The organism is Arcanobacterium phocae, from assembly GCF_018913465.1.
GTDB lineage: Bacteria > Actinomycetota > Actinomycetes > Actinomycetales > Actinomycetaceae > Arcanobacterium > Arcanobacterium phocae_A.
Map to the genome: position 1 here is coordinate 205,497 of NZ_JABAPM010000001.1, position 14,686 is coordinate 220,182.

General features: G+C 49.7%; 16 protein-coding genes. 7 read left to right on the forward strand and 9 right to left on the reverse strand.

Going from position 1 to position 14,686, the window contains the following annotated elements; translation table 11 throughout:
- The first annotated feature begins 29 nt into the window (after window positions 1–29).
- From KSO86_RS00980 to moaC, 3 genes are read left to right on the forward strand one after another with little or no spacing between them, the layout of a single operon-like run.
- The gene (locus tag KSO86_RS00980) at window positions 30–764 is read left to right on the forward strand and encodes a HesA/MoeB/ThiF family protein (RefSeq protein ID WP_253280482.1); all 735 of its coding nucleotides are present in this window, start codon (window positions 30–32) and stop codon (window positions 762–764) included.
- Between the two features lies 1 nt (window position 765).
- Window positions 766–1,983, forward strand: coding sequence for a molybdopterin molybdotransferase MoeA (locus KSO86_RS00985; RefSeq protein WP_216378316.1), 1,218 nt, complete (start codon window positions 766–768; stop codon window positions 1,981–1,983).
- Window positions 1,984–2,007: 24 nt separating this feature from the next.
- Window positions 2,008–2,481 carry a cyclic pyranopterin monophosphate synthase MoaC gene (gene moaC, locus KSO86_RS00990; RefSeq protein WP_216378315.1) on the forward strand — a complete coding sequence of 158 codons (474 nt, stop codon included), beginning with the start codon at window positions 2,008–2,010 and terminating at the stop codon, window positions 2,479–2,481.
- Here moaC and KSO86_RS00995 read toward each other — a convergent pair.
- Window positions 2,478–3,992 (reverse strand): ABC transporter permease, encoded by a 1,515-nt coding sequence (locus tag KSO86_RS00995; RefSeq protein ID WP_366493270.1) that lies wholly within the window; start codon window positions 3,990–3,992, stop codon window positions 2,478–2,480. The two genes, moaC and KSO86_RS00995, sit on opposite strands and share 4 nt — an antisense overlap.
- Window positions 3,985–4,746 carry a molybdate ABC transporter substrate-binding protein gene (gene modA / locus KSO86_RS01000; protein ID WP_216378314.1) on the reverse strand — a complete coding sequence of 254 codons (762 nt, stop codon included), beginning with the start codon at window positions 4,744–4,746 and terminating at the stop codon, window positions 3,985–3,987. Before modA ends, KSO86_RS00995 begins: the two co-directional genes overlap by 8 nt.
- 176 nt (window positions 4,747–4,922) lie before the next feature.
- On the opposite strand from modA, the gene KSO86_RS01005 reads away from it, so the two are divergent.
- Window positions 4,923–5,114, forward strand: a complete 192-nt coding sequence (locus KSO86_RS01005) for a twin-arginine translocase TatA/TatE family subunit (RefSeq protein ID WP_308165718.1) — start codon at window positions 4,923–4,925, stop codon at window positions 5,112–5,114.
- Window positions 5,115–5,122: 8 nt separating this feature from the next.
- Complete coding sequence (tatC, locus tag KSO86_RS01010) at window positions 5,123–5,875, forward strand: twin-arginine translocase subunit TatC (RefSeq protein WP_436231414.1); 753 nt, start codon at window positions 5,123–5,125, stop codon at window positions 5,873–5,875.
- A gap of 60 nt (window positions 5,876–5,935) precedes the next feature.
- On the opposite strand, the gene KSO86_RS01015 is transcribed toward tatC, so the two are convergent.
- The 5 genes from KSO86_RS01015 to KSO86_RS01035 form a co-directional block, all read right to left on the reverse strand.
- A complete protein-coding gene (locus KSO86_RS01015) occupies window positions 5,936–6,568 on the reverse strand; it encodes an O-methyltransferase (RefSeq protein ID WP_216378312.1) in 633 nt (210 codons plus the stop codon).
- A 15-nt stretch (window positions 6,569–6,583) separates the two neighbouring features.
- Complete coding sequence (locus KSO86_RS01020) at window positions 6,584–7,708, reverse strand: Mrp/NBP35 family ATP-binding protein (protein ID WP_216431731.1); 1,125 nt, start codon at window positions 7,706–7,708, stop codon at window positions 6,584–6,586.
- A 5-nt stretch (window positions 7,709–7,713) separates the two neighbouring features.
- Window positions 7,714–8,295: a DUF1003 domain-containing protein gene (locus KSO86_RS01025; RefSeq protein WP_216378310.1), complete on the reverse strand. Its 582-nt coding sequence runs from the start codon at window positions 8,293–8,295 to the stop codon at window positions 7,714–7,716.
- Window positions 8,295–9,584 (reverse strand): magnesium transporter MgtE N-terminal domain-containing protein, encoded by a 1,290-nt coding sequence (locus KSO86_RS01030; protein WP_216378309.1) that lies wholly within the window; start codon window positions 9,582–9,584, stop codon window positions 8,295–8,297. Before KSO86_RS01030 ends, KSO86_RS01025 begins: the two co-directional genes overlap by 1 nt.
- A gap of 68 nt (window positions 9,585–9,652) precedes the next feature.
- Window positions 9,653–11,161, reverse strand: coding sequence for an aminopeptidase P family protein (locus KSO86_RS01035; RefSeq protein ID WP_216378308.1), 1,509 nt, complete (start codon window positions 11,159–11,161; stop codon window positions 9,653–9,655).
- A gap of 75 nt (window positions 11,162–11,236) precedes the next feature.
- Between KSO86_RS01035 and KSO86_RS01040 the strand changes: the two genes are divergently transcribed.
- Complete coding sequence (locus KSO86_RS01040; RefSeq protein WP_253281421.1) at window positions 11,237–12,091, forward strand: PHP domain-containing protein; 855 nt, start codon at window positions 11,237–11,239, stop codon at window positions 12,089–12,091.
- On the forward strand, window positions 12,091–12,714 hold the full coding sequence (locus tag KSO86_RS01045; RefSeq protein ID WP_216378306.1) for a MarC family protein: 624 nt from the start codon (window positions 12,091–12,093) through the stop codon (window positions 12,712–12,714). The genes KSO86_RS01040 and KSO86_RS01045 overlap by 1 nt, the downstream gene beginning before the upstream one ends.
- A gap of 79 nt (window positions 12,715–12,793) precedes the next feature.
- Here KSO86_RS01045 and KSO86_RS01050 read toward each other — a convergent pair whose 3' ends face one another.
- The gene (locus KSO86_RS01050; RefSeq protein ID WP_216378305.1) at window positions 12,794–14,332 is read right to left on the reverse strand and encodes a DEAD/DEAH box helicase; all 1,539 of its coding nucleotides are present in this window, start codon (window positions 14,330–14,332) and stop codon (window positions 12,794–12,796) included.
- 35 nt (window positions 14,333–14,367) lie between these two features.
- Window positions 14,368–14,592, reverse strand: coding sequence for a DUF3107 domain-containing protein (locus KSO86_RS01055; protein ID WP_216378304.1), 225 nt, complete (start codon window positions 14,590–14,592; stop codon window positions 14,368–14,370).
- Window positions 14,593–14,686 lie beyond the last annotated feature (94 nt).

Here is a 14,686-nt window from a genome sequence, read left to right on the forward strand (position 1 = left end):
ATAACTGAGTACTTGCAAATGGAAGGAAAATGATGCGGTATACAAGGCATATTCGCCTAACGGGATTCGGCGAGCGATCGCAAGAGCGTGTTGAGAATTCGAAAATTTTGGTGATTGGTGCCGGGGGATTGGGCTCGCCAGTCCTGTTATACCTCGCTGCGGCGGGAGTAGGAACATTGGGAATTGTCGACGACGACGTCGTTGATATTTCAAATTTGCAACGGCAAGTTCTCCATACCTCCGAAGACGATGGAATCCTAAAGACACAAAGTGCAGAAGAAAGATTAACTGCTCTTAATCCGCGGGTTCACATTGAACGGCATCCCTACCGAATCACATCTGAAAATGCAACACAGATTGCGAGCTCCTACGATTTGGTCATTGACTGTTCTGATAATTTTCAGACACGATACCTTATCGATCGTGTCTGCGAGCAACAAAAAATTCCGCATGTATGGGGCGCGGTGATCGCGTATTATGGACAAGTTAGTGTGTTCCTTCATGATGGTTTAGCTACGAGTGCAACACTTCAAGATGTTTATCCGCAGTCGCAGAAATACGAAGATCTGCCTTCTCCGGGAGTAAAAGGTACATTTGGGCCGTTGTGCGGAATGGTAGGGTCTTTTATGGCCGCAGAAGCACTGAAGATAGTAGCTGGAGTAGGTAGCATTATGGCTGGAAAGCTTGCACTTATTGATGTTTTTAATAGTGATCTGCGAACGATACCTATTATCAAGCGATCGATGGAAACGGTAAAGGACTGACGTGAAAACTGTAGAAGAGCATTACCGGGATGTGCTTGCTCTGGGAGCTCCCGTTGAAGATATGACGGTTGAACTGGCACAAGCACAACATCTAGTATTGGCTGAAGATGTGGTGGCACATAATGCTATTCCGCCTTTTACTAATTCAGCGATGGACGGATTTGCTGTCAGAGCGGCGGATGTTCGTCCGGGGACAGTGCTTCGAGTTGTCGACGATATTCCTGCAGGCGGTTTTTCACGCCTGAGGGTAACCGAAGGAACCACAAGCAGAATCATGACAGGAGCTCCGCTACCAGCCGGAGCGGATGCGGTGCTGAAAGTCGAAGACACCGAGGGTCAAATGGCAAATATGCGAGCCACTTTGCCGTCATCGATTGTTGCTTGTTCTGAAGTGGCTTCCGGTGCGAACGTACGTCACATAGGTGAAGATATAGCTAGCGGGGCAGTAGCTTTCCGTTCAGGAACGCGGATTAATCCGGCGCATGTGGCTGCGCTCGCAGCTTTAGGACATGGAACAGTGCGCGTTCATCGCCGTCTTCGAATAGGTATTATTGCCACCGGACAAGAATTGACCACACCGGGCCAGCCACTAGAACAGGGACGAATCCCAGACTCGAATTCATACCTTGTAGCTGGTCTTTGTCAAGATGCCAACACTACTGTTATACCTGTTTCGTTGCACTCTGACGATCATCTGAAATTCATAAGTCAATTAGAGCGGGTTGCTACAAAATGTGATTTGATCATAACAACTGGTGGAATCAGCGCTGGAGCATTCGACGTCGTCAAAGCAGCTTTATCATCGACCGGTGTCACCTTTGCCAAAGTTGCTATGCAACCAGGCAAACCTCAAGGATGGGGCACTATTAATGGAATCCCAATAGTATGTCTTCCTGGGAACCCGGTGAGCGTATTTGTTTCTTTCCATCTTTTCGTTTTGCCACTTATTCGCACTATGCAGGGCGAGTCTGGTAAAAGATTTGCGGATCTATTCACTATCAGCCAAGCTGGAGTTTCCTGGCAGCACAAGACTGGACGCGACCAGTTCCTCCCGGCAATTTTGGGAGAAAACGGAGTTGAACCTGCTGCTAAAGGTGGTTCAGGTTCACATCTTGTTGGCTCGTTGCCGAAAGCACAATTTCTGGCCGTCACGCCAGCTAATGTAGAACGCATTAATGTTGGCGATGTAATCTCTGTTTTGCCATTTACTCTTATTTGAAAAAGGAACCATATGGATTCGACTATGTCCTTCACACATCTCGATACTGCCGGTCATGCATACATGGTTGATGTGACTAGCAAGCAGCCGACCGTCCGCGAAGCTACTGCAATCGGGAGAGTTTTGTGTTCACCACGTATCATGCAGGCACTACGAGACGGCTCTGTGCCGAAAGGTGATGTCCTGGCGGTCGCGCGTATTAGTGCTATCCAGTCAGTAAAGAAAGTCCCTGACCTCCTCCCACTGGCACATGTTATAGGCATTCATGGGGTGAGCGTCGATATCCGCTTGGAGGAGGACCATGTTGCTATTTCAGCAACAGTTCGGACCGCGGATCGAACTGGAGTTGAGATGGAAGCGATCACGGCTGTCACCGTTGGCGCACTATCCATCATCGATATGGTCAAAGGTGTAGACCGAAGCGCTTATATCGCAGACTGCAAAATTGTCCGCAAGTCAGGTGGGCGTTCTGGCGAATGGAAACGAACAGACAGTTAATTAGCACGTCGAGTCTTACGAGCCGAAATCACGCGCCCTTTGCTTAAAGTAACGATTGAATCAGCTATGTATTCAGCATCGAGAACATTATGAGTCACGATAATCGTAGTCACCCGAGCTGCAGAAAGACGAGCGCGTAATTGCTGTCGTAAGGACTCCGTGGTGGTTTCATCAAGAGCAGTAAAAGGCTCATCTAAGAGAACAACATCCGGATTGATGGCCATAGCTCGAGCTAATGCAATTCGTTGAGCTTGTCCGCCAGATAATTGCGTTGAACGACGGTGAGCGAAATCAGCCATATCAACGAGTGCTAATTCAGTTAAAGCACGTTGCCGGGCTTTATCGCGTGGCATCCCTGCACATCGCAGACCGAATTCTACATTTGCAATGACGCTCAGGTGCGGAAAGAGCAGTGGGGTTTGTTGTAGTGAAACAACGCGGGGACGCGGTGGATCGAAAACAACTGTTCCAGATGATGGTAGTAACGATCGGGCTATTAAACCTAATAAGGTAGATTTTCCAGAGCCATTAGCTCCCATAACAGCTGTCACTGAATGCGCTGGAAAATGTGTTTTGATATAAACGTTTCGGCTAGCAACATGCGCTGAGACTGCGATTGAAGGGGCTGACAACGACGGGAGAGCGTTGTTTGTATATTCCTTCTCTGGAATAGATGTGCGGAAGTGACCTCGAATCCAGCTAGCTAGAGGCCACTGGCGATGGGAAAAACCAGCAATTGCTAACATTAAAGTTGCTAAACCGATCAGCACTACTGCTAAGGCAAGAGCCTGGTCAGTGTCCATTTCTCGTTGTAAATATATTTGGAGGGGCATTGTGCGTGTTACTGCTTGTAGGGAACCCGCAAACGTTATTGTCGCGCCAAACTCTCCTAGCGCACGTGAAAAAGCGAGCGCGATAGAAGAAACAAGCGAGGGGCTAAGGATCGGCAGAGTGACATGAAAAAATGTATAGCTTCTGTCTGCCCCTAGACTGCGTGCAGTATCCTCATAGGCATTACCGTTAGTTTGGACTGCCGATTCGAATGACATAACCAAAAATGGCATAGAAACAAATACTTGCGCAAAAATAACTGCCAACGTGCTGAAGCTGATTGAAATCCCACCAAGTTCAAGGTAGCGTCCTATGAGTCCTTGGCGTCCCCACGTCAACAGTAGTGCAAGACCCGCAACAACCGGTGGCAACACCATGGGTAATAGCACTATTACTCGCAGTAGTTTAGACCACCAATTCCTGCTCCGAGCCAGCACAACAGCAAGCGGCACGCCCAGGATTGTGGCAATCGCCGTTGAGACCAGGCATGTTTTTAGGGATAGCCATAATGCATCTGTTGCTTCTTGAGACACAATCAACTCGAAGAACACTGCCCAAGGTGTTCGCCAGAATATTGCTATTAATGGAATAGAAAGAAAGCAAAGAGCTAATAGTGCTGGTACTAGGAGCCAAGGAGCGTAAGCGGAGCGTTGCGACAAATCTGGATGCTTGTTACTCACGGATACCGACCGTAACCGAAAATCCGTACTCGCCAAGCTTTCGCTGTCCAGCTTCGCTTTTAATAAGATCTAGAATATGTCGAGCAGCTTCCACATTATGGCTATTGCGGGTCAAACCCACCATATAGTTGTTGACCACTTGATTGGCATTGTCGATATCGATTACTTGAATTTTATCGCGCGCAGCCTCTGCGTCGGTTCGGTAAACAACTCCGGCATCAGCTTCTGCACTGGTCACTTTTCCGAGAACGCTTGTCACTGATTGTTCTTCTGACGATGGCGATAGAGCCACGCCATTTAATTCTGCAAGTTTTTGAGTGGCAGCTCCGCAAGGAACTTCCGGAGCGCAGATAACAAGTCGTTTGCTGTCAAGTGACCCATCAGAAAAACCGGTGACGCTACCCGGATTATCTCGCGGTACGACAAGAACCAGAGTGTTCGATGCGAACATAGTTGCATGCGAGACAAGCTTTTTGTCGCTAGCTTTCTTCATATTAGATTCATTTGCGGTTAATAGTAAATCAGCTGGGGCGCCGCTAGAAAGCTGATCAACTAAACCTGAAGAACCGTCAAAATTAAAAGTGACAGTGGCGTCTGGGTCTAGTTCTTTTATGAGTTCGGGAAGAACATTGTGGAGGGATGCGGCGGCAAAAACAGTTACGCCATCTGGTTTGGCTGGATACGATTGTGTAACTGAGCATGCTGTCATGCCGATTGCAAGAATAGAGCAGACAAGTATATTGCTTTTTCTCATGGCCGTCCTCCAATGCAAATTTATACGCGTTGTTGCATCGTATGTATCAATGTGTCACTATTTGCTAAGACTAGTCTATCTATGTGAAATACACGTAGGGTAGAAGTAGTGGACTTAAGTTTGCGATCTATACACGTTAGTATATGTGAACTGACAAATTCCGAATGGAGGAAGCCGTGAAACCATCACACGTTCTTGTTGTTATTATTGTCTTGATTATTATTTTTGGTGCTTCTAAACTACCAACAATTGCAAAATCGATTGGGCAAAGCGCCAAAGTCCTCAAAAAAGAAATGAAAGAACTCCAAGACGATGTTCCACCAGAGTCCTCGGATACGCCAGATCATAAGGAAACTGATAAGAAGTAAGGCATAAAGTGGCTAAAAATCCAGAAGCGCGAATGGGGATTTTTGCACATATCCGCGAGCTTCGAAAGCGGCTGGTCTTAGCGCTTTTGGGTATAGTCATCGGGACTGTCCCCGGGTGGTACTTGTATGAGCCAGTGATGCGGTTTATTCAAGAACCAGTGAGGCAATCACAAAATGCGGAGCTAGCACTCAACTTTCAGACCATTGGGGCAGCTTTTGACTTGAAGTTAACTGTGGCTATCTGGCTTAGTATCTTGTTGACAAGCCCGTGGTGGATAACACAGGTGGGTCTTTTTATTGCTCCTGCTTTGAAACGTAGAGAAAAGCTCTATGTTCTTTTATTCGGTGTCGTTGGAGTAATTCTGTTTAGCAGTGGCGCGATCAGCGGAGTGTGGATGGCGCCGCGGGCAGTAGAGATCTTACAATCATTTGTGCCTGAGGGGGCGGTTTCGCTACTGCAGGCAAATGCATATGTCACTTTTTACATGCGGCTGGTAATTGCATTTGGTATCTCATTTTTATTGCCAGAATTGCTTGTTGTGCTGAATTTCTTAGGCCTTATGTCTGCGAAAACAATGATAAAAGGTTGGCGTTGGGCAACCGTTGTAGCATTTGTTTTTGCAGCAATCGCTAATCCCTTGCCAAGTCCGTGGCCGATGATCGTTCAGGCATTATTCTTGTTAGCTCTGTACTTACTTGCAGTTCTTGTTTCTTGGATTCGAGAACGAGTGGTAACAAGATCGCTAAAGAAAATATCCTGAGAAATTTTTGTGAAATATGTTTTGGGGCCTCTACTAAGTAGAGGCCCCAAAACATATGAGTTATGAGCGTTTAACCGCCACCAGTAAGCCATCTCCAATCGGGATTAGCGAGCTAGTCAGTTCGGCAGACTCTTGGATGGTCTTGCCGAGGTTACGCATTGCTACTGTCTGCTCATCGCGTCGTGCAGGATCGGCAACCCGGTCGTGATAGAGCGCATGAGCGACGACGAGGATGCCGCCTACACGTAGCATTCGTAGCGCTTCGCTCACATCGCCTTCCGCTTCTAAGATATCGCCATCGACTAGAACGAGATCATAGGAGTTTGGGGCTAGACGTGGAAGAATGTCTGCGCTTCGGCCATTGATCAGACGATAACGTCCAGATCTGATTCCAGTATGAGCAAAGTTCTGCCGCGCTAGATTCTGAGCCTCTGAATCAGTATCAATACTGGTTAATTGCGAGTCTTGCGAACTGGCCAAAAAATATAAACCACTCACGCCGGTTCCGGTACCAATGTCTGCAATTGTTTTGACACCATTGACGGATACTAGCATGGACAAAAACTGACCAGTCGCTGGGCTTATTGGATCGATGCCTAGTTCGGCAGACTGATGACGTGCTTGGATAATAAAATCATCATCGGTCGCAAACGATTCGGCATACAACCAGGATTGGGCTTTTTCGATGCTCATTTATCTGCTTTCTTCCTATGCAGGGGATACGCCGAGGGATTTTCCAGACAGACCACGAGCACGATGACCAAGAGTCGACGCGATTGCATCGATGGCGTCACGAGCAGGTGAAACCTTATCTTGAGCTGTTAGTGGTACTCCGGCATCGCCACCTTCACGCAGTGTTTGCTCGAGTGGAATCTGGCCCAACAGCGGAACTTTGTAGCCGAGAATATACGACAGCTCATCCGCTACTTTTTGGCCACCGCCAGAGCCGAAGATATCCATCTTGCTACCATCAGGCATCGCGAGGAAAGACATGTTTTCAATGACGCCGACTACTCGCTGTTCCGTTTGCTTTGCCATCATGCCAGCGCGTTCTGCAACGTCAGCCGCAGCAATTTGAGGCGTTGTAACAAGAACAATTTCAGCTTGTGGAATCAACTGTGCTACCGACAAGGCGATGTCGCCTGTCCCCGGCGGCAGATCGATGAGAAGCACATCGAGATCGCCCCAGTAAACGTCGGAGAAGAACTGTTCTAGTGCACGGTGAAGCATCGGTCCACGCCACACAACTGGAATATTTTCTTCCATGAACATACCGATTGAGATGGTCTTTACATCATGCGCAATCGGCGGAATGATCATCTTGTCCACCACCTGTGGCGGTGAATCAACGCCCATCATCTGTGGAATAGAAAAACCGTAAATATCTGCATCAACGACGCCGACCTTCAAACCTTGACGTTGCATAGCAGTTGCCAAGTTAACCGTCATTGAGGATTTGCCTACGCCGCCTTTGCCAGAAGAAATGGCGTACACACGGGTGAGGCATCCTGGTTCGCTGAATGGGTTGTGACGCTCGGGTGCGCCACCGCGCAGCGTCTTCTGTAGTTGAGCTTTTTGCTCATCAGTCATAACGCCCATTGTTACGCTGACGCCGGTCACGCCTTCAACACGAGAAACTGCTTCAGTCACATCGATTGTGAGCTTATCGCGCAGGGGACATCCAGCCGTCGTAAGATTAATTCCAACAGTTACCTGGCCGTCGTCGGTAATGTCCACCGATCCGACCATCCCTATCTCCGTGATAGGGCGACGGATTTCGGGATCATACACCGTTGCCAGTGCTTTATCGATTAAGTCTCGAGAAATAGTCATAGGTTCTAGTCTACCTTCTTTTGTGAGGATTCATCAGCTGCCAAAAAATCTGCAAGTTGAGCTTCAAGCTGGGCAATTCTGGTATTTTTTTCTTGCAATTCGGCTTGTAATTCATCGTTGGATTCACGATAAATTTCAAGTTGGTCACGGATTTCCGAACGAACGAAGTCGCGGGTGGCGATGTCATTCATTGCCAACCTAAGCGAGGCAATTTCGCGAGTAATGTACTCCGTGTCTGCCAGATTTCGTTCCGCGGTAAACCGGTCTTGTTGCGCTGTGACGCGGTCACGATCATCCTGGCGGTTTTGCGCCAACAAAATGAGGGGCGCCGCGTAGGACGCCTGTAACGAGAGCATCAGCGTCAGAGCAGTAAATCCAAGTTCGGCTGAATCGAAGCGTAATGAATCAGGCCCCCAGGTATTCCAGATAAGCCAAATAGCAACGAATATTGTGAGGTAGACAAGGAACTGCGGCGTTCCAGAAAAACGGGCGATACGCTCCGAGACAACTCCTACCGCATCTGAATCCCAGCGCGCTTTCTTAATTCGGCGCGAGCGCTTATCTGATGGTTCATCAAAATTTGCCATTAGTCTACCTCCTCTTCTTCGTCATGGTTGTGTTGAGCATCAACAGCCTCATCGAGTTCGGCTTCATCTGCTTCTCGCCAATCATCTGGGAGCAGATGATCGAGCACATCATCGACAGAAACTGCGCCAACGAGCATATCGTCGACGACGACGGGCAGTGCTGTCAGGTTGTATGTTGCTAACAGACGTGTGATCGTTCCAATACCGTCCTCGGGGGACAGCGTCTCTATATGATCGATAATGCCACCGATCATATTCGATGGCGGTTCGCGTAACGCCCGTTGTAAATGAACAACACCCAAATATCGCCCGGTGGGTGATTCGTGAGGTGGACGGGTCACAAACATGACTGAGGCGAGGGCCGGTGCTAATTCAGGTCGACGGGCCTGAGCAAGGGCCATCGCCACCGAGGCGTCTGGTGGCAAAATAATCGGATCGGTAGTCATCAAACCACCAGCGGATCGTTCAGAATAACTCATCAGGCGACGCACATCGCGAGCTTCTTCTGGCTCCATACGCTCGAGGAGCGCCTCGGCTTGTGCGACCGGAAGTTCGTTAACCAAGTCGGCGGCGTCGTCGGGTTGCATAACCTCAAGAACGTCAGCAGCACGATCGACGTCGAGAGATTCCATGATCGCAACGCGATCGTCGTCGCCTAATTCTTCCAGCACGTCAGCGAGACGTTCGTCCGATAATTCGCGAGCCACAGCCAATAAGCGGTCCTCCGGCAGGTCACGCAAAATGTCAGCAACGTCTGGTGCCTTGAGTCCGGAAATCTGCGCCAACAGGGCAGTGGCGCCTTGACTAGAAACTCTGCTAGCTAAACCGCGAACAGCGGACGTCGGGATCAATAGCGTGTTGCCGGCGTCTTTCGCCCCGCGTCCCATACGAACATAGAGAGTGGTTACGCGCCACTCACGTGCCCGCGTTTGTTCAATAGCAAGATCTTCAATTTCTGCTGGTTCACCAGAATCAATGACGGTAACTTGCCTGTCAAGAAGTTCACCAACAGCCATCGTTTCAACCGGGCGCTGCGTGAAACGTCGCATATTCACTAGGCCGGTAGTAATGACCTGTCCGTTTTCCATTGATGTCACTCGGGTAAGTGGCACGAATACTCGGCGTTTTCCAGCAACATCAACAGTTAGCCCCACTGCGAGCGGGGCGCCCCGTAATCGGAAAACCACGACGACGTCACTAACCTTACCTACTCGATCCCCAATCGGATCGAAAACGTCAGCTCCAGCGAGGCGTCCCACAAAAACACGGGATGGACCATGAGTGCCCATTTTTCACTCTCCTTTATTCGTCGTGGCGGGCGCACCCGCTCTAATGGTCAAATGCTAGCTTTGACTAGTTACTTTGTTAGCCGAGCCATCCATGCTTCGACGTCTTCAACAGTGCGTGGAATACGCTCAGAAAGGCGTACCGCTCCGTTAGCAGTGATGACGACGTCGTCTTCAATACGAACTCCGATGCCACGGAATTCTTCTGGCACCTTGAGGTCGTCTTCGCGGAAGTACAAGCCTGGTTCGATTGTGAAAACCATGCCCTCTTCAAGAACTGCATCTTGATAAAGCTCGCGTTTTGCTTGTGCGCAATCATGAACATCAAGGCCAAGATGATGAGATGTTCCGTGCGGCATCCAGCGGCGATGATACTGGTTTTCTGGCTTGAGTGATTCCTCAGCCGATACTGGAAGAATACCCCATTCTTCTAAGTGACGAGCAATGACGCTCATAGCAGCGGTATGTACATCACGGAATCGAACGCCAGGTTGCGAAGCTACTTCAAGGGCATAGTTGCATGCTTCAAGCACAGCTTCGTACACCTTTCGCTGCGTCGGCGAGAACTTTCCAGAAACCGGGAGGGTTCGAGTGATATCTGCAGTGTAGAGAGAATCAACTTCGGCTCCAGCATCGATGAGCATAAGCGTGCCGTCAACAAGTGGGCCATCGTTCTTGATCCAGTGCAGGGTATTCGCGTGATTAGCGGCTGCAGCAATTGTGTCGTATCCAAGGCCGTTTCCTTCTTCGCGTGCCTTAGCAAAGAACGCGCCTTCAATCACGCGCTCACCACGCCAATGCGTGCGAGCCCGTGGGAAGGATGCGACGATGTCATCGAAGCCAGAGTGAGTGACATCGATAGCCTTTTGGATTTCGCTGATTTCGAATTCATCCTTAATAAGGCGTAATTCCGAAGCGGTTTCTGCTAGTTGCTCATTCATTTCGGTCGCATCAGAAAGAAGCCCGTTCTCTTGACGTAACTGTTCAACCATCGCCTCAATGCCGGCATCTGATCTTGGCATCACTCGGATGCTAATCTCGCCAAGGTCTTTTGCCAGGGCGTCGCGCAATGAGTCGATATGCGCCACTCGTAAACCGGTTAGCGTGGACATCTCTTCAGCAGACAGACGAGCACCAACCCAAAACTCGCCATGACGCGAATCAGCATAAAATTCTTCTGATGAGCGTGATGCGCGGGGATGGAAATACAGAGTCGCATCGTGGGTAGCTTCATCCGTGCAGTTTTCTGCTGCGCGAGGTTCCAGAACAAGAACTGCTCCTGGCTCGTCTTCGCCACCCAAACCAGTTAAGTGTGCGAAAGCAGAATGAGCTCGGAAACGATAGTCAGTATCGTTGGAGCGTACTTGCAGATCTCCGGCAGGGAAGACTAGACGCTCACCGATAAAGTGAGAGCCGAGCTTGTAATGACGTGCTGGCAGATAATCGGCGGCAGCTGCACGCTGCGGGCCTGCCGGGCGAGCACCCCAGTCTTCACCGATGAACGAACGGAACGCGTCACTTTTTGGACGTTGCGTGCGGTTATGCGCACGCTCTTCTAAAGATTGTTTTTCTTCACTCATGTAACCCATTATCCCACTTAATGGCAGGGGATTCTAACCTCTAGTTGGAGGTGTGAGTATATCGCGGTGGAGCCCATGAGTAATATGGAAAGCATGAAGATAGATCTGCACGCCCACTCCACTGCATCTGATGGAACTGATTCGCCTAGTCAACTGGCACTGCAAGCATGCGCGGCCGGTCTCGCCGTCGTCGGAATCACCGATCACGATACTGTTGACGGATGGAACAGTGCTGCGGCAGCAGCTACCGAAACTGGCGTCCGGCTAGTCCGTGGTATGGAGCTGACGGCAACATGCCATGGAGCACGAGTGCATATTCTCGGCTACTTATTCGATCCGGAAAACGAAGCTGTGCGAAACCATATTTATACCGTGCAAGCCTCACGTGAAAATCGAGCGCGAGAAATAACTGAACGGTTGGCAGTTGACTTTCCAATCACATTTGATGACGTTCTTGCTCAAGCAGCCCCAGATGCTGTTCTTGGCCGGCCACACATTGCCGATGCACTGGTAAAACTTGGCATCATTGCCAATCGGTCAGAAGCGTTTGAACAGATTCTGAGTTCTTCTTCGCCCTACTATGTTAGTCAGTATGCACCAGAAGCAGTTGACGTTGTCCAATTTATCCAGCAAGCAGGCGGAAAAACAGTGTGGGCGCACCCATGGGCACGAGCACGCGGGAAGGTTGCCCCAGATTCTGCTTTTGCAGAATTAGCTGAAGCAGGTCTCTTCGGAGTTGAAGTAGATCACCGTGACAATCCTGCCGATACACGGCCGGCGTTGGCTGATATTGTTAAGGGGTGTGGGCTTGCACGATTCGGGTCATCGGATTATCACGGTACTGGAAAACCAAACAAGCTCGGAGAAAACACCACATCTGAAGATGTGTACTATCAGCTTATCGACGGGACTTTTGCGGAGGTTATCTAGTGTCATTCGATACGTCGTTGTTTGTCTCGGCATTCGCAACACTCATTGTGATTATTGATCCTCCAGGTAACTTGCCGATTTTTTTGGCTTTAACGTCCAAAGCGTCGGAGCGTAACCGTCGTCGGATCGCATTCCAGTCTAATTTTATCGCTGGAATTTTGCTGTTGCTCTTCGGCTTCTTTGGTTTTGCGATGTTCAATGCGCTGGGTATTTCCGCGCCGGCATTGCAACTATCAGGTGGGCTATTGCTATTGCTTATCGCACTCCAACTTCTGACGGGACAAGAAGAGGACCCCGGCGAGTCCGACGGCGATCTCCACGTGGCGATGGTTCCATTAGGTATGCCGCTGTTGGCCGGTCCTGGGTCTATTGTTGCGTTCATGCTGCTTATTGACGACGCTGGGCATGACTGGGTTCGTATCATTACCACAGTTCTTGGTTTGGTCACCGTTTTGACTATTTCGTGGCTGACAATGCGCTTTGCTAACCCAATTCTTAAATTGTTGGGTGAATCCGGAATTATGCTGCTTACGCGATTGTCTGGCATGCTTTTGGCTGCTATCGCTGCGCAGCTGATGATTAACGGCATCGTGGCAATTGTCAATACGCATTTTTTGAGTTGAACTAAGCGCGTTTATGAAAGAAGCCGGCGAGAGAATTTCTCGCCGGCTTTTCTATGCATTTTTATGGTATGTCACGTGCTCAGTCTGTAGATTTGCGGATACGACGACGCTGGCGTGGCTTGCGCTCGCGTGTTTCATGAGAATCAGAAGAGCGCTTCGAATGTTGGCGGCTGTGTGAGCCGTGCTTGTCATGGTGGTCACGCGAATCGTTATGGCGTCGTCCACGACCAGCGTTCTTACCCGTTTCGCCAAGGTCTTCGAGCTTTTCAGCCGCTAGACCTTCCCGGACGCGTTGCTCTTTTGGTAACCGACCAGTGACTTCGGTAGGAATGTCAAGATCGGTATAAAGATGGTCTGACGTGTGGTAGGTTTCTACTGGTTCTGGCATTCCTAGGGAGAGCATCTTGTTGATGACTGACCACTTTGGGGTATCTTCCCAGTCTACGAATGTGATTGCAGTGCCCGAATGGCCTGCTCGACCCGTCCGTCCGATCCGGTGGATATACGTTTTTTCGTCTTCCGGAGTCTGGTAGTTGATCACGTGGGTAACGTTATCGACGTCGATACCGCGTGCTGCGACATCGGTGGCAACAAGTACATCAATCTTGCCATGACGGAAGGCGCGCAACGCTTGTTCACGAGCTCCTTGTCCGAGATCGCCGTGCATTGCCCCGGTAGCAAAACCTCGAGCAGCGAGATCTTCGGTTACTCGTGAGGCAGCCCGCTTAGTCCGGGTGAAAATAATGGTCAGACCGCGTCCGCGTGCCTGCAGGATTCGGGAAAGAACCTCAATCTTATTCATTGCATGGGTGCGGTAGACGACTTGGCGTACAGATTTAACGGTAGTGGAATCGTCGTCGTGAGCTTGAGCACGGACATGGGTAGCATGCGTCATGTATCGACGTGCCATTGCTACCACTGGTCCCGGCATCGTTGCAGAGAAGAGCATCGTATGCCGGTTGGGTGGTGTTGTGCTTAAAATATTTTCAACATCTTCAAGGAACCCTAAATCCAGCATTTCGTCTGCTTCGTCGAGAACGACGGTGCGGACGGCGTGGAGGTTGAGGGTCTTGTGTTTCATCAAATCGATTAATCGTCCCGGTGTTCCGACGACGATTTCGGCGCCCTTTTCGAGTTCTTTCACTTGCGGCTCGTATGCGCGACCGCCATAGACTTCAACAACCCGTATTGAACGTTTGGTAGCAGCTGCACGCAGATCTTGTGCCACCTGTTTAGCCAACTCGCGAGTAGGAACGACGACGAGACCTTGTGGCGCTCCAGGATGTTCGAGTGAGTCGAACCCCTCTTCGTTAGGGCCTACACAGCGCTGGATCATTGGAATGCCAAAGCCGAGAGTCTTGCCAGTTCCGGTTTTCGCCTGGCCGATAATATCGGATCCCTTAAGTGCTACTGGAAGCGTGAGAGCTTGAATAGGGAAAGGGTGAGTAATACCTTTTTCTGCGAGAGCTTCAACGATTGGAGCAGATACTCCGTAATCGGCAAAAGTCTTTTGATCAAGGTTAAGATCTTTTCCAGCTGCTTCGATATCTGCTGCTGGTTCTGTATTAGTTGGAACGGATGCTTTTGATGTATCCGCGATTCCTGACGTTTGAGTCATACCTATGCTTTCTATATTCGGCTTCTGTTTGGTTTTTATGCAAAACCGAAGCCGACGCGCCGTTGTGGCGCTCCTGATACCTGGACGTAACCTAAGGCATCTGCTGGTACGAACACAGTTTCATTATCTGAGCTTGTCAGCACTAGTGGCTTGTGGTTTGTTAACACATCAGTCACGAGTGCATTGAGCTCCTCAGTGGCCATATCTACACTAATGTTCACCGCAGCGCTAACGTCGCGGATTCCGATTGTAATATCCAAGGTTTGTCCTTTCTTTCCACATGATATCCTACCTTTCCTGTCAAGGACTTTCACCTAAGCTGACTTGAGAATCGCGTAGGGCGTACTTTTACTG